The organism is Marinobacter salsuginis (genome assembly GCF_009617755.1).
Taxonomy (GTDB): domain Bacteria; phylum Pseudomonadota; class Gammaproteobacteria; order Pseudomonadales; family Oleiphilaceae; genus Marinobacter; species Marinobacter salsuginis.
In genome coordinates this window covers 222,919-246,306 of the sequence record NZ_BGZH01000003.1, presented here as the reverse complement: position 1 = coordinate 246,306, position 23,388 = coordinate 222,919, and the positions used below count along the sequence as shown (strand labels likewise).

Genomic DNA, 23,388 nt, shown 5'->3' with positions numbered 1-23,388 from the left:
AGTACCCGGAAGGCCTCGCAAGTTTGCGGGGCCTTCAACCAAAGGCTTATAGTCAAAAGTCTTACCCGGGTGCACACTACGCAAGCCGTGGCGGGAACTTATAAAGTTTTCTCCCTGTTTTGCTGAGTACAAAAACCACCGGGGAATGGAAAACATCCATGTCGGGTGTGGTGGCCAAAGTCGATCCCGTAAAAACCCGTATTGACTGAGATATACCCCTGGCCGACCATATCGGGCTCCCCGCACCAGCCCAAGGTGAGCTATTCAAGATGCACGAAAGCATAATGGAGCAGTTATGGCAGACTTCCCACCTTCAGGGTGGAAATCTCGCCTATGTTGAACAGCTTTTTGAAACCTACCTGACAGACCCCAATGCCGTTCCCGAAGAGTGGCGCAGCTATTTCGACAAACTCCCCAGTGTCGATGGCTATAAAGGCCGTGACATTGTCCACTCTTCCATCCGCGAACAGTTCGAACACATCTCCCGTAACCAGCGCTTTCTTGCCAGTGGCGGCGTTCCCGCCAGTGCAACGTCGGATGCGGACAAGAAGCAGATTCGCGTTCTCCAGCTGATTAACGCCTACCGCTTCCGCGGCCATCAGGAAGCGAAGCTGGACCCGCTCGGTGTTTGGCAACGTCCCAAGGTTGAAGACCTCGATCCCGAATTCCATGAACTGTCCGACTCTGACCGTGACCTCGAGTTCCAGACCGGCTCACTGAACCTCGGCTCCGAGACCATGAAGCTCGGAGATATTGTCGATGGTTTGCGCCAGACCTACTGCGAAAGCATTGGCGCTGAATACATGCACGTTGTCGATACCCGCATCAAGCGCTGGTTCCAGCAACGCATGGAGCCGGTTCGTTCACGTCCCGCATACGAGGACAACACCCGTAAGCACATCCTTGAGCGACTGACGGCTGCCGAAGGTCTCGAAAAGTACCTGGGTTCCCGTTATCCGGGTGTGAAACGCTTTGGTCTTGAGGGTGGCGAAAGTCTCATTCCCTGTCTGGACGAGCTGATCCAGCGTGCCGGTTCCTACGGCGCCAAGGAAATCGTTCTGGGTATGGCGCACCGTGGTCGCCTGAACGTCCTGGTCAACACTCTGGGCAAGAATCCGAGAGAACTCTTCGACGAGTTTGAAGGCAAGAAACTGGCCGATTCCGGTTCAGGTGACGTGAAGTACCACCAGGGCTTCTCATCCAACGTGATGACACCAGGTGGCGAAGTGCACCTGGCGATGGCTTTCAACCCGTCGCACCTGGAAATCGTTTCGCCGGTGGTTGAAGGCTCCGTTCGGGCCCGCCAGACCCGTCGCAACGACGAGGATGGCAGCAAGGTAGTGCCAATCATCATGCACGGTGACGCGGCGTTTGCCGGCCAGGGCGTTGTGATGGAAACCTTCCAGATGTCCCAGACCCGTGGGTTTGGCGTTGGTGGCACCATTCATATTGTTATCAACAACCAGGTTGGTTTCACCACCAGCAAGCAGGAAGATGCGCGGTCCACGGAGTACTGCACCGACGTGGCCAAGATGATTCAGGCGCCAATCCTGCATGTGAATGCGGACGACCCTGAAGCGGTCATGTTCGTGACCCAGATGGCCATGGACTACCGCAACGAATTCAAGAACGACGTGGTGATCGATCTGGTCTGCTATCGTCGTCGTGGTCACAACGAGGCGGATGAGCCGGCCGCAACCCAGCCGGTCATGTACGAGAAGATCCGTAAGCTGAAGACCACTCGCAACCTGTACGTTGACCAACTGGTGGAAGCCGGTGTTATCACCGAGGAAGAAGCCAAGCAGATGGAGAACGACTACCGTGACGCCCTGGACAATGGCGAGCACGTGGTCAAATCCCTGGTCAAGGAGCCCAACAAGGAGCTCTACGTAGACTGGACACCGTACCTGGGCCACGAGTGGACGGCCAAGTGCAAGTCCAGCGTTGCGCTGAAGACCATCCAGAAGCTGGGCAAGAAACTGACCTCGGTCCCTGAAGGTTTCAGTATCCAGCGCCAGGTCTCCAAGATTGTGTCCGACCGCGAGAAAATGACCGCCGGCGCCCTGCCGATCAACTGGGGCTACGGTGAAGTCATGGCCTATGCGACGTTGCTCAACGAAGGGCATCCGATCCGCATTACCGGCCAGGATGTTGGCCGCGGCACCTTCTCGCATCGCCACGCGGTTCTGCACAACCAGAAAGACGGCTCGACTCATATTGCCCTTGAGCAATTGTCGGAAGACCAGCCGAAATTCGAAATTTACGACTCGCTGCTCTCGGAAGAAGCCGTTATGGCGTTCGAGTACGGTTATGCGACCACGGCGCCTGATGGCCTTGTGGTCTGGGAAGCACAGTTTGGCGACTTCGCCAACGGTGCCCAGGTCGTGATCGATCAGTTCCTGACCAGTGGTGAGCACAAGTGGGGGCGCCTCTGTGGCCTGACCCTGCTGCTGCCTCATGGCTACGAAGGGCAGGGGCCGGAGCATAGCTCTGCACGCCTCGAGCGTTTCCTGCAGCTGAGCGCCGAACATAATATCCAGGTCTGCGTGCCGACCACGCCGTCGCAGGTATTCCATATGCTGCGTCGCCAGGTGAAGCGCCCGCTGCGCAAGCCTCTGGTTGCCATCACGCCCAAGAGTCTGCTGCGGCACAAGGAAGCGACGTCCGATCTTGACGATCTGACCACCGGTACCTTCAAGACCGTGCTGCCTGAGAAAGAGCCGTCCGATCCGAAGAAAGTCACCCGTCTGATCCTGTGTTCCGGCAAGGTCTATTTTGATCTGCTCGAGAAGAAGAAGTCGGACGAGCGTGAAGACGTCGCCATTGTCCGGATCGAACAGCTGTATCCTTTCCCCGGAGACGACCTTGACGAGCTCCTGAGCGAGTACACCAAGCTCAAGCACGTTGTCTGGTGTCAGGAAGAGCCGATGAACCAGGGTGCCTGGTATTGCAGCCAGCATCACATGCGTAATGCGCTGCACCGCCTGAATCCCAAGCTGTACCTTCAGTATGCCGGTCGTGACGCTTCGGCTGCTCCTGCCTGTGGCCATATGTCGGTCCACATTGAAGAGCAGAAGAAACTGGTTAACGACGCGTTTGAAATTTGACGAGCTACCGAACTAAGGATCTGTAATGTCAACTGAGATTAAAGCCCCCGTTTTCCCGGAGTCGGTCGCGGAAGGTACTGTCGCGACCTGGCACAAACAGCCGGGTGAAGCCTGCTCCCGTGACGAGCTGATTGTCGATATCGAGACCGACAAGGTCGTTCTTGAGGTGGTTGCGCCTGCTGACGGCGTGATCGAAGAAATCATCAAGAACGAAGGCGATACCGTTGAAAGTGGTGAGGTAGTCGGCAAGTTCAAGGAAGGTGCCAAGGGCGAGGCCAAGCCTGCCGAGGGCAAGAAAGAAGAGGCCAAGGAAGAGGCTCCGAAAGAAGAGGCCAAGAGTGAAGCCGCTTCCGGCGAAGCGATTCTGAGCCCGGCAGCGCGTAAGCTGGCCGAGGAAAACAACGTTGATCCGAACAGCATCCAGGGTACCGGCAAAGATGGCCGTGTAACCAAGGAAGACGTTCAGAACCACGTGGACAGTGCCAAGTCCTCCGGTGGTGCTTCCGCGCCCCAGCCTGCGGCGGGTATGCCGGAAGTGAGCGTCAGCCAGGGCGAACGTCCAGAGAAGCGCGTGCCGATGACCCGCCTGCGTGCGAGCATCGCCAAGCGTCTGGTCAACGCGCAGCAGAGCGCAGCCATGCTGACCACCTTCAACGAGGTGAACATGGCGCCGATCATGGAACTGCGCAAGCAGTACCAGGAGAGCTTTGTAAAGCGTCATGGTATCAAGCTTGGTTTCATGTCCTTCTTCACCAAGGCGGCCACCGAAGCCCTGAAGCGGTTCCCCGCGGTGAACGCGTCCATTGATGGTAACGACATGGTTTACCACGGTTACCAGGATATCGGCGTGGCCGTATCCACGGATCGTGGTCTGGTCGTTCCGGTACTCCGCGATTCCGACGCCATGGGCCTGGCCGACATCGAGAAGAAGATCGTTGAATACGGCACCAAGGCGAAAGAGGGCAAGCTGGCCATTGAAGACATGACCGGTGGTACCTTTACGATTACCAACGGCGGCATCTTCGGCTCGCTGATTTCCACACCGATCCTGAACCCGCCACAGACTGCAATCCTGGGCATGCACAAGATTCAGGAGCGTCCGATGGCCGTGAACGGCAAGGTGGAAATTCTGCCGATGATGTACCTGGCGCTTTCTTACGACCACCGAATGATTGATGGCAAGGAAGCGGTGCAGTTCCTCGTTGCCATCAAGGAAATGCTTGAAGACCCGGCACGTATTCTGCTGGACGTCTGAGTCGACTTTAAACGTATCGGAAAACGGGATTAACTATGTCTGATAAATACGACGTCATTGTTATTGGTGCGGGCCCGGGCGGCTATGTTGCTGCCATCAAGGCTGCCCAGCTGGGTCTCAAGACCGCGTGTGTCGAATCCTGGACCGCCGAAGACGGCAAGGCGCAGGTACTTGGCGGTACCTGCCTGAACGTGGGCTGTATTCCCTCCAAGGCACTGCTGGAGATTTCCCACAAGTTTGAGGAAACCACCCACGATTACGAGATGCAGGGCATCATCGCCAAGGATGTCAAGATGGACATCGGCAAGATGATGGAGCGCAAGGCTGGTATCGTGAAGCAGCTGACCGGCGGTATCGCCGGCCTGTTCAAGTCCAACGGCGTTACCTCCATCCACGGCCACGGCAAGTTGCTCGCCAACCGCAAAGTGGAAGTAACTGACAAGGACGGCAAGTCCAAGACCTACGAAGCCGAAAACATCATTCTGGCCACTGGTTCCAAGCCGATCCAGATTCCGCCTGCGCCGTTCGATGGCGAGTACATTGTGGATTCCGAGGGAGCCCTTGAGTTCACCGAAGTGCCCAAGCGTCTGGGTGTGATCGGTGCCGGTGTTATCGGCCTGGAGCTTGGCAGCGTCTGGGCACGTCTGGGCTCCGAGGTGACGGTCCTTGAAGCGGTGGATACCTTCCTGCCGGCGGTGGATCAGCAGGTTGCCAAGGACGCACTCAAGCAGTTCCAGAAGCAGGGTCTGAACATCGTCATGGGTGCTCGCATGACCGGCGCTGAAGTCAAACGCAAGCTGGTCAACGTTACCTATGAAGATTCCAAGGGCAAGCAAGAAGCCAAGTTTGACAAGCTGATTGTTGCCGTTGGACGTCGTCCGTACACCGATAACCTGCTTTCCGAGGATTCCGGTGTGCAGATGGACGAGCGCGGTTTCATCTTCGTGGATGACAACTGCAAGACCGAGGCGCCGGGTGTCTGGGCTATCGGTGACGTGGTCCGCGGCCCAATGCTGGCCCACAAGGCGTCCGAAGAGGGCATCATGGTTGCCGAGCGCATTGCCGGGCACAAGCCCCAGGTCAACTACGACTGCATCCCCAACGTGATCTACACCTCGCCGGAAGTTGCCTGGGTTGGCAAAACCGAAGAGCAGATGAAGGCAGAGGGTGAAGAGTACAACGTAGGTACCTTCCCGTTTGCGGCCAACGGTCGTGCCATGGCTGCAAACTCGGCGTCCGGTCTGGTCAAGATCATTGCCGACGCAAAAACTGACCGCATTGTCGGTTTCCATGTAGTTGGTCCCCAGGCCTCTGAAATCGTTGCCCAGGGCGTAATCGCCATGGAATTCGGTTCCAGCGCCGAAGATCTGGCCCTGACCTGCTTTGCACATCCGACTCTGTCCGAGTCCGTGCACGAAGCAGCTCTGGCCGTCGGTGGTGGCGCGATTCATATCGCCAACCGCCGCAAGAAGAAGTAACGCAAACCAGGAATTTTTTAATTCGGGACATTAACTATGAATTTGCATGAATATCAGGGCAAGCAGCTTTTCGCTGAATATGGCCTGCCCGTATCCAAAGGCATTGCCTGTGATACTCCCAAGGAAGCAGTAGCAGCTGCTGACGAAATCGGCGGTGATGGTTGGGTAGTGAAGGCCCAGGTGCACGCAGGCGGCCGTGGTAAGGCTGGTGGCGTTAAGCTGGTTAAAAGCAAAGACGAGATCCGTGAGTTTGCCGAAAAGTGGTTGGGCAAGAACCTGGTAACCTACCAGACTGATGAAAATGGCCAGCCGGTCAGCAAGATTCTGGTTGAATCCCTCACCGACATCGACCAGGAACTGTACCTGGGCGCGGTCGTTGACCGTGGCACCCGTCGCATCGTGTTCATGGCCTCCACCGAAGGCGGTGTTGAGATCGAGAAGGTTGCCGAAGAGACGCCCGAGAAGATCCTGAAAGCCGAAATCGACCCACTGGTAGGCGCACAGCCTTACCAGGGCCGCGAGCTTGCGTTCAAGCTTGGCCTGGAAGGCAAGCAGATCGGTCAGTTCACCAAGATTTTCATTGGCCTGGCCAAGCTGTTCGAAGAGTGCGACCTCGCGCTGGTAGAGATCAACCCGCTGGTTATCACGCCGGCCGGTGATCTGCACTGCCTGGACGCCAAAGTCGGTGTTGACGGTAACGCGCTGTATCGCCAGAAGAAGATCCACGAGATGCACGATCCCTCCCAGGAAGATTCCCGGGAAGCGGAAGCGGCCAAGTGGGAGCTCAACTATGTGGCCCTGGAAGGCAACATTGGCTGCATGGTCAACGGTGCTGGTCTGGCAATGGGCACCATGGACATCATCAAGCTTTCTGGCGGCCAGCCTGCCAACTTCCTGGACGTTGGTGGCGGTGCAACCAAGGAGCGTGTTTCCGAAGCATTCAAGATCATCCTGTCTGACTCCAACGTCAAGGCGGTTCTGGTCAACATCTTCGGCGGTATCGTTCGTTGCGACATGATTGCAGAAGGCATCATCGGTGCCGTGAAGGAAGTCGGCGTCAAGGTTCCTGTTGTGGTTCGCCTTGAAGGCAACAACGCGGAGAAGGGTACTCAGGTACTCGCCGATAGCGGCCTGAACATCATTGCCGCTACCAGTCTGTCGAATGCGGCAGAGCAAGTTGTTAAAGCCGCAGGGGGTAAATAATGAGCATCCTGATTAACAAAGACACCAAGGTTATCTGTCAGGGCTTTACCGGCGCGCAGGGCACCTTCCACTCAGAGCAGGCGATTGCCTATGGCACCAAGATGGTTGGCGGCGTTAGCCCCGGCAAGGGTGGCACTGAGCACCTCGGCCTTCCGGTGTTCAACACCGTTCGTGACGCCGTTGAAGCAACCGGCGCAGAGGCGACCGTTATCTACGTACCGGCGCCTTTCTGTAAAGACGCTATTATCGAAGCCGCGGATGCCGGCATTCAGCTGATCGTCTGTATCACTGAAGGTATCCCGACCATCGATATGCTGTACGCCAAGGAATACGTGGATCGCAAGGGCGTTCGAATGATTGGTCCTAACTGCCCGGGTGTTATCACTCCGGACGAGTGCAAGATCGGCATCATGCCTGGCCACATCCACAAGAAGGGCAAGGTTGGTATCGTGTCCCGTTCAGGTACCCTGACTTACGAAGCGGTCAAGCAGACCACCGACTTCGGCTACGGTCAGTCCACCTGTATCGGTATCGGTGGCGACCCGATCCCGGGCTCCAACTTCATCGACATTCTGGCCCTGCTGCAGGAAGATCCTGAGACTGAAGCCATTGTGATGATTGGTGAGATCGGCGGTACCGCCGAAGAAGAAGCCGCGGCCTACATCAAGCAGAACGTCACCAAGCCGGTGGTTTCCTACATCGCTGGTGTTACTGCGCCTCCGGGCAAACGCATGGGCCACGCTGGCGCCATCATCTCCGGTGGTAAGGGTACTGCAGACGAGAAGTTTGCCGCCCTGGAAGACGCTGGCGTTCGCACCGTCCGCAGTCTGGCCGAGATCGGCCAGGCCCTGAAGGAAGTCACTGGCTGGTAAGCTGGCCTTCTTTCAGCAAAAACCCCCGTTTCTGCCCTGCAGAGCGGGGGTTTTTTATTTATAATGCCGGGTCGCCTGAACTATGATGGCGGTTCCAATATCAAATAAGGAGTTCGTGCTTTGAGTTCTGTAGATTCCCAGCAAAGGGTTTTGTCCGGCATGCGTCCGACCGGCAAGCTTCACCTTGGCCACTACCACGGTGTGCTGAAAAACTGGGTTAAACTCCAGCATGAATTCGAATGCTTTTTCTTTGTGGCGGACTGGCACGCCCTGACCACCAACTATGACGACCCCTCTGGCATTGAGCAGAGCGTCTGGGACATGGTCATTGACTGGCTGGCGGCCGGTGTGAACCCGGGTTCGTCCACCATGTTTATTCAGTCACAGGTACCCGAGCACGCAGAATTGCACCTGTTGCTGTCGATGATTACGCCTCTCGGTTGGCTGGAACGTGTGCCGACCTTCAAGGACCAGCAGGAGAAACTGCGGGAGAAGGATCTGGCGACCTACGGATTTCTGGGTTACCCGTTGCTTCAGAGTGCAGACATTCTGGTTTACCGGGCAGGGAAGGTACCGGTCGGTGCCGATCAGGTGTCCCATGTTGAAATCACCCGGGAGATTGCCCGTCGGTTCAACCATATCTACGGTCGTGAGCCCGGATTCGAGGAGCAGGCAGAAGGCGCCATCGTGAAGATGGGCAAGAAAAACGCCAAGCTGTACCGCAATCTGAAGAAGCGGTACCAGGAAGAGGGCGACATGGACGCCCTGGAAACTGCTCGTGCGCTGTTGAAAGAACAGCAGAACATCTCCCTGGGCGATCGCGAACGTTTGTACGGCTACATCGAGGGTGGTGGCAAGGTGATTCTGCCAGAGCCGCAGCCGCTGCTGACACCGGAGTCCAAGTTGCCTGGTCTGGATGGGCAGAAAATGTCCAAGTCCTACAACAACTATATTGGACTGCGGGAGGAGCCGGACAGCGTTGCCCAGAAGGTCCGCACCATGCAAACCGATCCCCAGCGAGTCCGCCGTACGGATCCGGGTGAACCCGAGAAATGCCCGGTGTGGGGGATGCACAAGATCTATTCGGACGCGGACACCCAGGAGTGGGTACAGACCGGTTGTCGCAGTGCCGGCATTGGCTGCCTTGATTGCAAGAAGCCGTTGATTGACGCGATTGTAGAAGAGCAGCGACCGCTCCACGAGCGCGCGCGTGAGTATGAGGGCAACCCGGACCTGGTTCATTCCATTCTCCAGGAAGGTCGCGAACACGCCCGCGATGCTGCCAGAGATACCCTTGAGGAAGTCCGGGCGGCCATGGGGCTTCATTACCGCTGAATCCGCAGGAATCGGTGCCGCGGGCACAGAGCCGCGGGACCGATCCGGAGAGAAAGGTTATGACCGAAGAATCCACCGATCAGGCGACGCCGGAAGCTCAGGACGCCGGCCCGGAGCAATCGCCCCTGGCGCTGGTGTCCGGCAAGCCGGTGGTGGATCTTCCCAAGGACCTGTACATTCCGCCGGATGCCCTGGCGGTCTTCCTTGCAGCGTTTGAAGGCCCGCTGGACCTTCTGCTGTACCTCATACGTCGCCAGAACATGAACATTCTGGACATCGACGTCAGCGAGATTACCCGGCAGTACATGGATTACATCGGTGCCGTCGAGGCCATGCGCTTTGAACTGGCTGCCGAATACCTGGTGATGGCGGCCACCCTGGCGGAAATCAAATCGCGGATGCTGTTACCTCGCCAGGAAAGCGACGATGAAGAAGAGGTCGATCCTCGTGCCGAACTGATTCGTCGGCTTCAGCAGTACGAACGGTTCAAGCAGGCCGCCGAGGATATCGACGAACTGCCGCGGCTGGAGCGGGATAACTTCGCAGCCTCGGCCGCCCTGCCCAGGATGCCGTCAAGTCAGCCCCATCCCGATGTGGATCTGAGGGAGATGCTGCTGGCCCTTCAGGGTGTTTTACAGCGCGCAGACCTGTTCACCAGTCACCATGTTGAGCGTGAGAAGCTGTCCACCCGTGAACGCATGTCGGCAATCCTTTCGGTGCTTCAGGATGACCATTTTGTGACCTTTGAGAGCCTGTTCACGGTCGAAGAGGGGCGGCTGGGGGTTGTTGTAACCTTCCTGGCGACGCTTGAGCTGGTCAAGGAGCAGTTGATCGAGGTGGTTCAGGCGGAAGTTCTCGGGCCGATTCATGTTCGCGCCAGGGCGGCAAGTTAGGGCCCCTGGAAGTCGGAAGCACGGAAATACGGATCAGACACCATGAACGAAGAGCACCTGCTGAGAATCCAGGCAATTGCCGAGGCCGCCCTGCTGGCGGCGGGCAAACCGCTGTCTCTTGACCAGCTGCGGGAATTGTTCAGTGAAGGGGAGCGGCCGGCGCGACAGGTCATGGAGCACGTCATGGTGCTTCTTGAAGCGGCCTGTGAAGGGCGAGGCTTCGAGCTGAAAAAGGTCGCCAGTGGCTACCGACTCCAGGTGCGTGAGGAGTATGCGCCCTGGGTGGGTCGACTGTTCGAGGAAAAGCCCCAGCGTTATTCACGGGCCTTGCTGGAGACCCTGGCACTGATTGCTTACCGACAGCCCATCACCCGGGGTGAAATCGAGGACATCCGGGGTGTTACGGTAAGCAGCAATATCATTCGTACACTGCTTGAGCGAGAGTGGGTGCGCGTCGTTGGGCATCGGGATGTCCCGGGGCGGCCGGCCATGTACGCGACCACGAAACAATTCCTGGATTACTTTAATCTCACGGGCCTGGACCAGCTACCGCCCCTGAATGAAGTCCGCGATCTTGAAGAAATCGGCCGGGAAATTGAAAAGAACATGCAGGGTGAGATCGAGTTCGAATCCACGACTGCCGAGAACGACGACGAATCTTCGAGCCAGACACTTCACTGACGCCATTCGGGTGTCAGTCAGAAACTAAGGATTGATTACATGGCGGCAGAACGCCCCAACAAACCAGCCAGACCCGCCCGTGACCCAGCCAGTCAGGGCGGCCCTGAGCGTATTCAGAAATTGCTCGCCCGGGCAGGTGTTGGTTCGCGCCGGGAAATCGAGGGCTGGATGGAAGCCGGTCGTCTCCTGGTCAATGGACAACCGGTGGCACCAGGGCAGAAGGCGTCCGTCGAGGACCGTTTCGAGCTCGATGGCAAACGACTGGAAGTGTCCGGCGCGGCTGAAGTGATGCGACGGGTGCTGATTTATAACAAGCCCGAGGGCGAGGTCACGACCCGAAAGGACCCTGAGGGCAGACCGACGGTGTTTGATCGTTTGCCACGCCTTAAAGAGCATCGGTGGATCTCCATTGGTCGGCTTGATATCAACACCACCGGCCTGGTGCTGTTTACTACAGACGGTGAATTGGCGAACCGCCTGATGCATCCGTCCAACCAGATTGACCGGGAATACGCAGTGCGGATTTTCGGGGAAGTGGACGACGCCATGATCGAGCGACTGCTTCAGGGCGTTCTCCTGGAAGATGGCATGGCCAAGTTCACCGATATCTCTCCGGCCGGTGGCAGCGGTATGAATCGCTGGTTCCACGTTACCCTGCTGGAAGGGCGCAATCGGGAGGTGCGTCGCCTGTGGGAATCCCAGGGCGTTCGAGTCAGTCGGCTGAAACGCGTGCGTTACGGGCCGATCTTCCTGCCAAGCAGGCTGACCGTGGGAAAATGGGAAGAGCTGGATCAGCGGGCGGTAGATACCCTCAGTCGAACCGTTGGTCTCGAGTCGGTCGAGATTCCCCAGAAAACGCCAAACGAAAAGGCAGCCCATGATCGCCAGAGGCGCAAGAGCCCTGGCCGGTCCGGAAAGAAAACTCCTGGCAATAAATGGGCGGTCAGCGACACCAAGCCCGCCAGGCCCGCCGGGCGGACTCCCAGGCCAGAGAGAGCCCGAAGCAAGACGCCGCGGGGTTAAGCGTCACGAAATGGTGGCAAACACCCGGGTGCAGTTACGACCCTGGTGTTTGGCACGATAGAGCGCTTCGTCAGCCCTGGCTAGCCAGGCCTGCGGGGCTTCCTGGGGCAGAAACGTAGCAACGCCACAGCTGGTTGTGACTTTCAGCTCCTTTTCTCCGCCATCCACCCGGATGGCCGCGATCGCTTTGCGAACCCGCTCCGCCACATCTTTTGCATCCTGCTCCAAGGTATGCGGCAGCAGGATGGCAAATTCCTCGCCACCAAAGCGATACACTGAATCAGATGTGCGGATGGACTTCTCGATCTCCGCCGCCGCGATTTGCAGAATATGGTCGCCTACCACGTGACCGTGTGTGTCGTTGATCGTTTTGAAATGATCCAGGTCGCAGAGCACAAGTGAATATGGTTCGCCATGTCTTTCCGACAACAGGCTGGAGCGCTGAAGCGCGTCATCCAGGGCGCGTTTGTTGGGAATGCCGGTCAGGGAATCGGTCAGAGACGCCTGCTCAATGGCGACGTACTGGCAGGCGTTACGAATCGGGCAGATGGCCGCGCCCAGAATTATCTCGATGCCTTCAAGCTCCTGTTCGGTGAACCTCTGACGGCGTTGCAGCACAAGAGTCCCGTAATTGACTCCCTCAAGGCTCAGACGATACTCGCAGCGGTGCGGGCCGCCCATTCCGGTGGCATAGACGAAATCCTGTTTACCGATCCGGTGGCGGTAGTTGAGGGAACTGAACGGGATAATGGCGACCAGTTCTTCGGCCAGGATGGCCAGCTGTTGCTCCAGCGACAGGGTAGTCGAGAGCCGTCGTGTCAGTCTTGCGAGCACATCCGGCGTATTGGTCCAGTCCTGATGTGCCTGACGCAGCGCAGCCAGTTTCTGGGGCTGGGAAGGAGACTGATGGATCGACGGTATGTTTTTCACTACGGTTCACTCTGTCGCAGAAATTTACAGTGCTTTCGGGGTCAAAAGCAGAAACCGTGCCTACTTAAAAAATAACAACAAAAACAGATGCTAATGAACTATTTTTCACTCAATTTATGATTTTTCAGCGGTAGTTCAGGAATTGCTGTCAAAAAACCGGCAGTGATTTGCCGTGATGCGTTCCTGACCGCTCAAAATGTCAGACAAGGGGTGGGGCTATAGATTCCCTGTGGTAAACTTCTGCGTTTGAAATCGTGCCGTCTTCAGGAATGAGTGACCAACTTTATGAGGTTTCAGGCCCCGGAAAGTCTGTCTGAACAAATTGCCCAGCATCTGGGGCAAAGAATCATCACGCGAGATCTCAAACCCGGCGAACGCATTCAGGAACTGAAAGTGTCGGGTGAACTGAATGTCAGCCGTGGCTCTGTGCGCGAAGCGCTACTTATTCTGGAGCGCCGCCATCTGATCGAAATTTTCCCGAGGCGGGGCGCGGTTGTCTCCAGCCTGACGCCGGAAAGCGTCAACAGCCTCTACGATATCTACATCGATCTTCTCTGCATGCTAGGGCGCAAGGTGCTTGAACGTTGGTCCGGCAAAGAGCTTGGCGGTGTCATGGGTCAGGTCCGTGAACTGCAGGCGGTCATTGACGCCCTCAACGCGACCAGCGCAGACGCTGCCGAGCAGGTCATCGACGCCGGATTCGGGGTAATGCGCTACGCCTACGGGCTGGTTGAGAACCCTTTTCTTGAGGAGACTCTCGAGAACTTCCGGCCGGCCATCAGCCGAACCTATTTTGTGGCGCTGGAGCACTTTCGGGAAGAAATCGGGGAAACCGCGACCTTCTTCCGGCAGTTGGCCGAGGCCGCCGTTGATGATGACGCGGAACGATTGCAAGCGGTCATACAGGCCTTTGGTGAACACCAGCGGCAGCAGGTGTTGACGATTCTCCGGCAGGAGGCGAGCGCCTGATATGCGTCTGAAGTCCATCAAACTGGCTGGCTTCAAATCCTTCGTTGATCCAACCACCGTGCCGTTCCCATCGAACATGACAGCCGTGGTCGGGCCAAATGGGTGTGGCAAGTCCAACATCATCGACGCGGTGCGCTGGGTGATGGGGGAAAGCTCCGCGAAGTACCTGCGCGGCGAGTCCATGACAGACGTTATCTTCAACGGCTCCAGCGCACGAAAGCCGGTAGGTCAGGCCTCCATTGAACTGGTGTTTGATAACAGCGATGGTTCGGCCCCGGGTGAATTCGCGAAATTCAACGAAATCTCCGTTCGCCGCCGGGTTTCCCGGGAAGGGCAGTCCGAATACTTCCTGAATGGCTCCAAGTGCCGGCGCCGGGACATTACCGATCTGTTCCTGGGGACTGGCCTTGGCCCGCGGAGCTACGCCATTATCGAGCAGGGCATGATCTCCCGCCTGATCGAGGCAAAACCGGAAGAGCTCCGGATCTACATTGAGGAAGCGGCCGGCATCTCAAAATACAAGGAACGTCGCCGGGAAACGGAGAATCGCATCCGTCGGACCCAGGAAAATCTGGAACGGCTGACCGACCTCAGGGAGGAGCTGGGCCGACAACTGCAGCACCTGGAGCGCCAGGCGGCAGCGGCGGAAAAGTTCAAGGCTTACAAGCAGGAGGAGCGCCAGAAGAAAGCCGAACTGACGGTACTGCGCTGGCAATCCCTAGACAATGACCTGCAGGCCTGGCGGGGCAAGATCCGGGACACCGAGCTTGAGCTCGAAAAATACCTGACCGAACGCGTCAGCCTTGAGACCTCTCTCGAATCCCTCCGGGACAATCATCAGGAACGGACCGAACATTTCAACCGGGCCCAGGCACGCTATTACGAGGCCGGCGCGGATATCGCCCGTATCGAACAGAGTCTGGAGCACCAGCGCGAGCGTAGCCGGCAGATGGCCGCGGAACTGGACCAGGCCATGGCCAACCAGCGCGAGCTGGCCAGGGAACTGGAGCAGGACGAGGACAAGCTGGCGGGTATCCAGGAAGAGCTGGACATGATGGAGCCAGAACAGGAAGCGTTGGCGATACGCTCTGAAGAGTCGGGCGAGAAACTGCAGCAGGCCGAAGACGCCATGAGCGACTGGCAGCACCAATGGGAAGATTTCAGCGCCCGCTCGTCGGATGCCCGGCGCCAGGCCGAGTTGGCCCAGTCCAGGATTCGCTCTCTCGAAGACGCCATTGAGCAACTGCTCACTCGGCAACGCAAACTGCAGGATGAGCAGGAATTGCTGGAAGGCCAGATGGATCGGGCGGAACTTGAGGAGCTGCTGGACCAGCAAGAAACACTGGAGCTGAAACGCGAGGAAGCGGCTGAGCGCATTGCGGCGATCCAGGATGAGCTCTACGACGCCCGGCAGCATCAGCGTGACGCCGAGCAGGCCGTCTCGGAGGAGCGCCAACGGGTCCAGAGCCTTCGCGCCTCTCTTGAGTCTCAGCAGGCGCTTCTGGATGAACAGATGGGGGCCGGAGATGATGTCCTGCAATCCTGGCTTTCCCGGAACGATTTGGGCGATATGCCCCGGGTAGCCAGCCAGCTCGATATTGCCGATGGCTGGGAGTTTGCGGTTGAACAGGTTATCGGGCGTTTTACCCAGGGCCTGTGTCTTCCCGACATCGACCAGCTCTCCTCGGCGATGAGAGAAGCGCCAAGGGGCCTGGCACTCGTTGAAGCCGGTGCGTCTGGTAATGCTGGACCAACTGGCCTCGCGGCCAAGGTTTCCGGTGTGCCAGGAATTGCCTCGTTGCTTCACGGCATTGACGCGGTGGAAACGGTTTCCGATGCCATGGGTATGCGAGCCGGCCTCCAGCAAGGGCAGAGCCTGATGACCCCGGAAGGCGTCTGGGTGTCCCGGGATTGGGTATTGATGCCGGACTCCGACGCAGGCCAGGTCGGGGTGATTGAACGACAAAAGAAAGTTACCGAATTGGCTTCGCAACTGACAGAGGCTGAGGAAGCACTGGAGGCGGCCAGCGAGAAACTGGACGAATTGCACGAGCGCGCCGAGCGCTCCGAATCCGCCCGGGATGAGGCCCAGGCCCGTTTGAGCGAGGCAGACCGCGAGCTGAGCTCGCTGTCGTCCAGGGTCAGCGGCCTCCGAGCCCGAGCCGAGCAGATTGACGCCCGTCTGCAGAGAATCCGGGACGATATCGAGGATGTCTCTGAAAACCTGGAGGGCCAGAAAGAGAGCCTGCAGGAGGCTCGGGAAGAATGGCAGCTGGCGCTGGCGTCCAGTGAAGACAGCGATGAAGAAAAAGAGCGGCTTCTCGAGCAGCGGGACAGCCTGCGCGAGAACCTCGACCGTCTGCGCCAAGAGGCCCGGCACGACCGTGACCACGCGCATCAGTTGCAGCTTCAGCTCCAGACTCTGCACAGTCAGCGGGACGGTCTGAGGCAGACAATTGACCGGATGCAGTTGCAGAAAGAGCGTATCGATGAGCGACTGGAGATTCTGAGGGAATCCCGGGAAAGCGCCGAGGAACCCATTGAAGATCTGCAGATGCAGCTTGAAGGCCTGCTGGATCGCCGATTGGCGGAAGAGGAGAAGCTGGGCGCGGCGCGCGACGCCCTGGAAGAGATCGACCGTGAGGTCCGGGAGAAAGAGCAGGGCCGAAGCGGCACCGATCACCGCATCCAGGAAGTCCGGTCCAGGCTGGAACAGCTGAAGATGGAATCCCAGGCCCTGGAAATCCGCTCTGGCAATCATATCGAGCAGCTCAAGGAGCTGGACGTAAAACTCCAGGACATTCTTTCGCAGTTGCCTGAAGGTGCGAATGAGAAAGATTGGGCTGACGAGCTGGAGCGCATCGGCAACCGGATACAACGGCTGGGCGCCATCAACCTCGCGGCTATCGAGGAGTACCAGGTACAGAGCGAGCGCAAGACCTACCTGGATTCCCAGCACGAAGATCTGATGGAAGCCCTGGAAACACTCGACAATGCGATCCGGAAGATCGACCGGGAGACCCGTCAACGCTTCAAGGAAACCTTCGATCAGGTGAACGGTGGCCTCCAGGCGCTCTTCCCGAAGGTGTTTGGAGGTGGTAATGCCTATCTGGAGCTTACCGGCGAGGATCTTCTGGAAACCGGCGTTGCGATCATGGCCCGGCCTCCTGGCAAGAAGAACAGCACCATCCATCTGTTGTCAGGTGGCGAAAAGGCCCTCACGGCGATCGCTTTGGTGTTCTCGATTTTCCAGCTGAACCCGGCACCCTTCTGTATGCTGGATGAGGTGGATGCACCGTTGGATGATGCCAACGTGGGTCGCTATGCCAATATGGTCAAAGAAATGTCCAAGCAGGTTCAGTTCATCTACATTACCCACAACAAGATTGCGATGGAGATGGCGGATCAGTTGATGGGGGTCACCATGCATGAACCGGGATGTTCGCGGCTGGTGTCGGTGGACGTGGACGAAGCCGCAGCCCTCGCGGAGGCTTGAGGCTGTTCAGAATTCGGGCAACCATGACAAAAACGCCATCTGGCCCGGGTGTGCGTTGTATTCATTACGGGCTTTTCTTAGAGTAGCAACGTTACGGGATCTGCAAACAGGACAGCAGCACTATGTCACTTAGGGAATGGTTAATTGCCATCGGTACCCTGGTTATAATCGGCATTGTCATTGATGGCGTGCGCCGGATGCGGCGCGCCCGTAAGGAATCCATGGCGATTTCATCCGGTATGGGCGCCGACGAGCTGGAGGATTCGCCACTCGACGAAGAGTACAACCCCGAGTTGCCCAATGGCGGAGCAAGAACCATTTCCCGCGATACCCTCGAAGAACGGGGCTATGTGAAGCGCGAAAAGCCCAGTCGATTCGGTTCTCCGAAACCCAAGCCGACCCGTCCTGTCACTGCCGCTGCCAAATCGGAGCAGCCCGAATCGTCAGAACCGGATCCACAAACGGAAACCGAACCGACGGCTGAGCGCTACGAAGAGTCCGTTGAGTCGGAGCCCGATTTCGGACTTTCCAGTCAGGAGCCTGAGGAAACCGAGCTCGAATCCGGCTGGGGCGCCATTGAAGACGAGGCGGAAGCCGTCCCGCCAACGGTCACGACCGAAGTGGAAGAGGACACTGCGCGGCGTGAGCCCTCCCGACCGTCGGCCGGTCAACCTCTGGCGGGCGCGAATCGCCCTGAGGCCAGGGAAGTGATCGTCATCAACGTGTTGGCGAAGAGCGACGAGGACTTCAAGGGGCCGGCGTTGAAGAAGCTGTTCGAAGCGTGCGGTCTGGAGCACGGAGACATGGACATATACCACCGCCATGAAGAATCCGATACCACCAGCCCTGTGCAGTTCAGTGTTGCCAACGCCGTGGAACCCGGCACATTCAAACCCGGGGATATGCCGGCCCTCACCACGCCCGGGATCAGCTTTTTCATGAGTATGCCGGGGCCCACCAATGCGCTGCAGGCATTCGACTTCATGCTCGAAACCGCCCAGGCAGTGGTACGTAACCTTGGCGGGGAACTGAAAGACGAGCGCCGAAGCGTGATGACCCCGCAAACTATCGAGCACTGCCGCCAGAGAATCCGCGAGTTCGAGCGTAAGCAACGTTCCCAGAAAGTGTGAAACCAGGCGGTAACAGATGGCCCGATGCCCGGTTCGCTCCGGGCATTTTTTTGAGAAACGAGAGTGCCAGTCCATGAGCAAAGCCACGCCCGATATTACCCAGCGTGTAGAAGAACTCCGTTCGGTTATTGATGATCACAACTACCGGTATTACGTGCTGGACGACCCCCGTATTCCCGATGCGGAATACGACAGGCTGTTCCGTGAGCTGCAGACCCTGGAAGCCGATTATCCGGAGCTGGCCTCAGATACCTCGCCCACCCGGCGAGTTGGCAGTGCCGCGGAAACCAGTTTTGAGGAGGTGGTTCACCGGCTGCCCATGCTGTCGCTCGACAACGCCTTCAATGAGGATGAACTGCGGGAATTCGATCGGAGGGTGAGGGACCGGCTGGGCATCAGCGAAGATGTGGAATACGTGTGCGAACCCAAACTCGATGGGCTGGCGGTCAGTCTGCACTACGAGAATGGCGCCCTCACCACTGCCGCCACCCGGGGTGATGGTTACTCCGGAGAGGACATCACCGCCAATATCCGAACGATTCCTTCGGTGCCATTGAAGCTGCGGGGCGAAGATGTGCCGGATCTTGTAGAGATCCGTGGCGAAGTTTACATGCCCAAGGACGGTTTCGAGCAACTGAACCGTCGACTGGCCGAGCGCGGAGAGAAAACCTTCGTTAATCCTCGCAACGCAGCAGCTGGCAGTCTCAGGCAGAAAAAGTCCACGGTCACGGCGAAGCGTCCGCTGGAAATGTGCGCCTACAGTGTTGCCGTGACGGACGAGAGCCTGTTGCCCGATACCCAGTGGGATGGCCTCCAGCGCGTTCAGAGTTGGGGGTTCCGGATCAATCCCGAGATGCGCAAGGCGAAAGGCGTGGAGGAGTGCCTTGAGGCCTACAGCGAGCTAATGGCAAAGCGGGACACGCTCCCATATGAAATTGACGGCATAGTGTTCAAGGTGAACCGCCTTGACCAGCAAAATGCCCTGGGTTTTGTCTCCAGGGCGCCGCGCTGGGCGATCGCCCACAAGTTCCCGGCGCAGGAAGAGCTCACCGTTATTGAGGATGTGGAGTTCCAGGTGGGTCGAACGGGTGCCGTTACCCCGGTGGCCCGTCTCAAGCCTGTGTTTGTCGGTGGCGTGACCGTCAGCAACGCCACTCTCCACAACATGGACGAAATCCGCCGGCTCGATGTTCGCATCGGCGATACCGTGTTTATCCGTCGCGCCGGTGATGTGATACCTCAGGTGGTCAAGGTGGTTCCCGAAAAGCGTCCCTCGGGCGCCAGGGAAGTGGAATTGCCCGCCCATTGCCCGGTCTGCGATTCCGACGTTATCCAGATTGAAGGGGAAGCGGTAGCCCGATGCTCTGGCGGCCTGTTCTGTCCGGCCCAACGCAAGGAAGCCATCCGTCACTATGCTTCCCGGAAAGCCCTGGACATTGAAGGGCTGGGTGACAAATGGATCGACATCATGGTTGATCAGGGCATGGTAAAAACCGTGGCCGACCTTTATCACCTGACCACCGATGATCTGGTCAAACTTGAGCGGATGGGGGAGAAGTCGGCCGCCAACCTGGTCGCTGCCATCGATAAAGCCAGAAAACCCGTTCTATGGCGTTTTCTATACGCGCTTGGGATTCGCGAGGTGGGGGAGGCCACCGCCAAGGGCCTGGCTTCGCACTTCGGGACTCTCGAGGCCATTGCCGCCGCCGATGAAGAAAGCCTGCAGTCAGTTCCCGATGTCGGGCCGATTGTCGCTGGTCATATCCGCAGCTTCTTCGAACAGACCCATAACCGGGAAACCCTGGATGCCCTGCGGGACGCCGGCGTGGAATGGCAGGAAGAGCAGATCCAGAAAGGGGACAAGCCCCTGAAGGGCCAGACTTGGGTGCTGACGGGCACGCTCTCAGGAATGACTCGCGACGAAGCCAAAGAAAAGCTGGAGTCTCTGGGAGCCAAGGTGGCCGGAAGCGTCTCCAAAAAGACCGCCTGCGTGGTAGCGGGCGAGGCCGCGGGTTCCAAGCTGGCGAAGGCCGAACAGTTGGAGGTTCCTGTCCTGGATGAGGCGGGCCTGGTTGCTCTGCTGCAGGAGCATGGCGTGGATGCGGGCTAACCGAATCTGAGAACTCGCGCAGATCCCCTGCGTAACAAATTGGCTACCATGGCGTTGTTCTGTAACGGTGTGTAAACCGCCCGGTGTTTCTGCTTCACCCGGCGGTCGCTACCACAATAACAACGATTGAAACGGATTTTTCCATGGGCGCCGATTTTTACTCCCGCATTCATCCCGTTCGCCAACTTGTCTTTCTGGCCCTGCTTTCGCTCGGGCTCGCTGGCTGCAAGACGGAAAAAGATCCCGATCAGCCCACCATTCTCGGCGTGCCCCCGGTGTTTGCCTATCTCGGCGTTGAGTACTCCTACAACTTCGGGGCTTACGGTGGCGAGGACATCCTTGACTATTCCCTGACCAACGCGCCGTCCTGGCTGGCGCTCGAAGACACCAATAACAAAGCCCGGCAGGGCATCATAATGCGTGGCGTTCCTGGGCTTACAGGGGGTAGCAGGGGAGAGGCAGACCTGGGCAAAACCGAAGATATCAACCTGGTAACAACCGATGGCCGCATGGCGGGCGCCCAACCGTTTGATATCGATGTTAAATACAACGTGATGTCCCTGGATGCCGAGCCGTTCACGGAGGGCGAAAGCCCGAAGATTCCGGCAAGCAATCGCGAACAATGCGCCTTGCCGGATCTGGAGACCGGCGGTGAGCACAGTTTTACCATTAATCTCTACAACGACGACGGCTCGGTCTCCGGCACCAAAGATCTGACACTTCCGACGCGCCGCGTTTTCGTCAAGGTAATCCTCGATCAACCGTCGGTTACCCGGGTTGCGGTCGCCTTTGAGCTGCTGTCCGATTATGACGCCTCCAGCTGCGACGTCGGATTCTCGCCTCCACACCAGAATTGCGATTACAGTGCCTCCAACGCTGGTGATGCCATTCTGGGCAAGGACATCGTTGGATTGGGCAGTAACAGTCCGGTGCCGCTGGACGAAACCGGTGAGAATGAACTCGACTACATCGACTATGAGCTCGATGAGCAGGGCTTCTATACCCGGGGTGTCATCACCCTTGAGCCCGGTATTACCGAGTGTTATCTGCCGCTGGAAGTGGTCGAGGACAGTTTTGCTGAGCCGGTTGAATCCCTCAGGCTGGCTCTCACAGAAGTGCGCTCCGGTCTGGCGGGCCTCGGAAGCGGTAACGGTGGCGTCGTCACCAATCTTTCGATTCAGGATAACGAGCCTGTCCTGTCCCTCGAAACGGTAAAAGGTGGGGGCAGGGATACCCTGAACGTGGGTGATGTGCGCGAGTATGTTGCCACGCTTTCCGGCGACAGAGACCGGGATATTTTTGCCAAACTCAGCCATACCGAAGACTCTACGGCGAGGCTTGATTCCGAGTTCGTTATCGAGCGGTTGGAAGGCGGCAACTGGGTTGAGAACGACGAGCTGGTTTTCCCCGAGGGAACCGACGAAGTGCCATTCCGGATCCGGGTGCCCGCGGGCAGCTACGCCAATCCGGCCTTCAGTGACCGATTCATATTGCTTGGCATCAATGAGAGTTTCCAGGCTGGCCGCGAGGACTACGCCCGGGCTGCATCTGACAACCTGCTCCGTATCAGCCTCAACGAACTGACAACGCCCCTCGCGCTGAGCGGCGGTAATGGCTTTGTTGCCACGGACCTTGCCATGGGGCACGACGGCAGGCTGTTTGTCGCAGGCTTCGACACTCAGGATAACAATAGGGTACTGGTGCGGATTTTCGACCAGCGCGGTGCCCAGTTACAGCAGGTGGCCATTTCCTCTGCCGGTGACAGCCTGATGTCGCCAGATCCGGTCATTAACGTGGTACAGCGTAAGGTGACCGAGGGTGGCACCAGAGTAGACCGATTTGAATTTGTCGTCGCGTACAGCACCGATCAACCGGTCGCGGGCACCACCGCACTCGGTGGCAAGGATGTTGTAACCTCCCTGTACTGGTTTGATTCCGCCTCCAACGGTGGCGAATACGTTCTAACCTGGACGAGCCGGACCGGGACGGATGCCGACGATAAGGTGCGCTGGGCCGGAATCAACCGGGACACCGGCTATGTGGTGTTGGCAGGGGAAACCGATGGTGTTTTTGATCAGCAGCAGGCAGCGGGCGGCACGGACAGCTTTTTGCAGCGTATTGATACGGAGCTGGACGGCAATACCCAGCAGCCTGCGGTGGCCTGGACCCGCCAGGTGGGGTCGGCTGCCGATGACAGCGTCGCCGGCGGCAGTATCGAGTCTATCAGCCCGGGGTTATTTGGTTCCGCGGCGGGCTCTGTTGAAGGCGTTCCGGTAATAGGAGGCATTGATGCATTCTTCTACACCGCGTCCAGTGCAACCAGCGAACTCAGTGTCAAACAGGTGGGCACTGCCGGGGATGAACCGGTATCCAATGGGCTGTTCCAGGGCAGCACGCTCTGGCTGATAGGCGCCAGTGACGGGGCGTACTCTGTGCTGGAGCAGGAAGAAGAGGACCCTGAATTGGAGCGGGAGCCGCTTTCCAGTACGGCAGGGTTCCTTCTGGGTTACTCCTCCTCAGGCCTCGTGAGTCGTGCCTTTTCCCTGAATGATGAGAACGACCAGGCTACTGAAACACTTCAGGGCCTGACCGGTTTCGATGGTGACTTAGTTGTTGCAGGGTCCACGGACGGAGATTTTGCCAGTGAAGGCGTTGTGTCGGGTATGGAGCAGGGCATCGTTGCCCGGGTATCGCTGGTTCCGGAAGCGGAGACTGAGGGTGAAGACACCGGGTTCAGAAACGACTGGCGCTATCAGCTTGCCGTGGACAACTCGGAAATCCTCGCTCTGACGAATTACCGGGAGGATGAGATCGTCGCGCTCAGCAGAACCGGCAGTGACTGGTACGTGCTCCTGTTCAGCCCCGAGGGTCAGCTGTTGACGCCACTGAACTAGCTGGCCCGGGGG

The 23,388-nt window shown here is 58.1% G+C and carries 15 protein-coding genes; 14 read left to right on the top strand and 1 reads right to left on the bottom strand.

All coding sequences use genetic code 11. The features are described from left to right. Nucleotides 1–269 precede the first annotated feature (269 nt). From GJU83_RS15220 to rluB, 9 genes are all read left to right on the top strand, one after another. Nucleotides 270–3,107: a 2-oxoglutarate dehydrogenase E1 component gene (locus GJU83_RS15220; RefSeq protein WP_064228098.1), complete on the top strand. Its 2,838-nt coding sequence runs from the start codon at nucleotides 270–272 to the stop codon at nucleotides 3,105–3,107. A gap of 25 nt (nucleotides 3,108–3,132) precedes the next feature. Then, entirely contained in the window at nucleotides 3,133–4,362 is a 1,230-nt protein-coding gene (gene odhB / locus GJU83_RS15215) for a 2-oxoglutarate dehydrogenase complex dihydrolipoyllysine-residue succinyltransferase (RefSeq protein WP_069185008.1), read from the top strand. Between the two features lie 35 nt (nucleotides 4,363–4,397). Then, nucleotides 4,398–5,840 carry a dihydrolipoyl dehydrogenase gene (gene lpdA, locus GJU83_RS15210; RefSeq protein WP_064228100.1) on the top strand — a complete coding sequence of 481 codons (1,443 nt, stop codon included), beginning with the start codon at nucleotides 4,398–4,400 and terminating at the stop codon, nucleotides 5,838–5,840. Between the two features lie 36 nt (nucleotides 5,841–5,876). Further along, nucleotides 5,877–7,043: an ADP-forming succinate--CoA ligase subunit beta gene (sucC, locus tag GJU83_RS15205; protein WP_064228101.1), complete on the top strand. Its 1,167-nt coding sequence runs from the start codon at nucleotides 5,877–5,879 to the stop codon at nucleotides 7,041–7,043. Then, a complete protein-coding gene (sucD, locus tag GJU83_RS15200) occupies nucleotides 7,043–7,915 on the top strand; it encodes a succinate--CoA ligase subunit alpha (protein WP_064228102.1) in 873 nt (290 codons plus the stop codon). Before sucC ends, sucD begins: the two co-directional genes overlap by 1 nt. A gap of 120 nt (nucleotides 7,916–8,035) precedes the next feature. Beyond that, nucleotides 8,036–9,250, top strand: coding sequence for a tryptophan--tRNA ligase (locus GJU83_RS15195; protein WP_083231878.1), 1,215 nt, complete (start codon nucleotides 8,036–8,038; stop codon nucleotides 9,248–9,250). A gap of 59 nt (nucleotides 9,251–9,309) precedes the next feature. Then, nucleotides 9,310–10,143 (top strand): segregation and condensation protein A, encoded by an 834-nt coding sequence (locus GJU83_RS15190; protein WP_069185009.1) that lies wholly within the window; start codon nucleotides 9,310–9,312, stop codon nucleotides 10,141–10,143. 42 nt (nucleotides 10,144–10,185) lie between these two features. Continuing rightward, nucleotides 10,186–10,824 carry an SMC-Scp complex subunit ScpB gene (gene scpB, locus GJU83_RS15185; protein WP_069185010.1) on the top strand — a complete coding sequence of 213 codons (639 nt, stop codon included), beginning with the start codon at nucleotides 10,186–10,188 and terminating at the stop codon, nucleotides 10,822–10,824. Nucleotides 10,825–10,863: 39 nt separating this feature from the next. Further along, a complete protein-coding gene (rluB, locus tag GJU83_RS15180; protein WP_069185011.1) occupies nucleotides 10,864–11,847 on the top strand; it encodes a 23S rRNA pseudouridine(2605) synthase RluB in 984 nt (327 codons plus the stop codon). A 3-nt stretch (nucleotides 11,848–11,850) separates the two neighbouring features. On the opposite strand, the gene GJU83_RS15175 is transcribed toward rluB, so the two are convergent. Next, the gene (locus GJU83_RS15175) at nucleotides 11,851–12,777 is read right to left on the bottom strand and encodes a GGDEF domain-containing protein (protein ID WP_069185012.1); all 927 of its coding nucleotides are present in this window, start codon (nucleotides 12,775–12,777) and stop codon (nucleotides 11,851–11,853) included. Nucleotides 12,778–13,062: 285 nt separating this feature from the next. On the opposite strand from GJU83_RS15175, the gene GJU83_RS15170 reads away from it, so the two are divergent. From GJU83_RS15170 to GJU83_RS15150, 5 genes are all read left to right on the top strand, one after another. Continuing rightward, on the top strand, nucleotides 13,063–13,746 hold the full coding sequence (locus GJU83_RS15170; protein WP_064228107.1) for a GntR family transcriptional regulator: 684 nt from the start codon (nucleotides 13,063–13,065) through the stop codon (nucleotides 13,744–13,746). A gap of 1 nt (nucleotide 13,747) precedes the next feature. Then, nucleotides 13,748–17,242 carry a chromosome segregation protein SMC gene (gene smc, locus GJU83_RS15165; protein ID WP_153634636.1) on the top strand — a complete coding sequence of 1,165 codons (3,495 nt, stop codon included), beginning with the start codon at nucleotides 13,748–13,750 and terminating at the stop codon, nucleotides 17,240–17,242. A gap of 122 nt (nucleotides 17,243–17,364) precedes the next feature. After that, nucleotides 17,365–18,372 (top strand): cell division protein ZipA, encoded by a 1,008-nt coding sequence (zipA, locus tag GJU83_RS15160; RefSeq protein WP_069185014.1) that lies wholly within the window; start codon nucleotides 17,365–17,367, stop codon nucleotides 18,370–18,372. Between the two features lie 73 nt (nucleotides 18,373–18,445). Then, on the top strand, nucleotides 18,446–20,482 hold the full coding sequence (gene ligA, locus GJU83_RS15155) for an NAD-dependent DNA ligase LigA (protein WP_069185073.1): 2,037 nt from the start codon (nucleotides 18,446–18,448) through the stop codon (nucleotides 20,480–20,482). 143 nt (nucleotides 20,483–20,625) lie between these two features. Further along, nucleotides 20,626–23,376, top strand: coding sequence for a hypothetical protein (locus tag GJU83_RS15150; protein ID WP_069185015.1), 2,751 nt, complete (start codon nucleotides 20,626–20,628; stop codon nucleotides 23,374–23,376). Nucleotides 23,377–23,388 lie beyond the last annotated feature (12 nt).

Excerpts from the sequence above, each read along its gene's own strand:
- sucC (WP_064228101.1), top strand. The coding sequence starts at position 5,877 with ATGAATTTGCATGAATATCAGGGCAAGCAGCTTTTCGCTGAATATGGC.
- GJU83_RS15220 (WP_064228098.1), top strand. The coding sequence starts at position 270 with ATGCACGAAAGCATAATGGAGCAGTTATGGCAGACTTCCCACCTTCAG.
- rluB (WP_069185011.1), top strand. The coding sequence starts at position 10,864 with ATGGCGGCAGAACGCCCCAACAAACCAGCCAGACCCGCCCGTGACCCA.
- GJU83_RS15150 (WP_069185015.1), top strand. The coding sequence starts at position 20,626 with ATGGGCGCCGATTTTTACTCCCGCATTCATCCCGTTCGCCAACTTGTC.
- odhB (WP_069185008.1), top strand. The coding sequence starts at position 3,133 with ATGTCAACTGAGATTAAAGCCCCCGTTTTCCCGGAGTCGGTCGCGGAA.
- scpB (WP_069185010.1), top strand. The coding sequence starts at position 10,186 with ATGAACGAAGAGCACCTGCTGAGAATCCAGGCAATTGCCGAGGCCGCC.
- ligA (WP_069185073.1), top strand. The coding sequence starts at position 18,446 with ATGAGCAAAGCCACGCCCGATATTACCCAGCGTGTAGAAGAACTCCGT.
- GJU83_RS15190 (WP_069185009.1), top strand. The coding sequence starts at position 9,310 with ATGACCGAAGAATCCACCGATCAGGCGACGCCGGAAGCTCAGGACGCC.
- GJU83_RS15170 (WP_064228107.1), top strand. The coding sequence starts at position 13,063 with ATGAGGTTTCAGGCCCCGGAAAGTCTGTCTGAACAAATTGCCCAGCAT.
- smc (WP_153634636.1), top strand. The coding sequence starts at position 13,748 with ATGCGTCTGAAGTCCATCAAACTGGCTGGCTTCAAATCCTTCGTTGAT.
- lpdA (WP_064228100.1), top strand. The coding sequence starts at position 4,398 with ATGTCTGATAAATACGACGTCATTGTTATTGGTGCGGGCCCGGGCGGC.
- sucD (WP_064228102.1), top strand. The coding sequence starts at position 7,043 with ATGAGCATCCTGATTAACAAAGACACCAAGGTTATCTGTCAGGGCTTT.
- zipA (WP_069185014.1), top strand. The coding sequence starts at position 17,365 with ATGTCACTTAGGGAATGGTTAATTGCCATCGGTACCCTGGTTATAATC.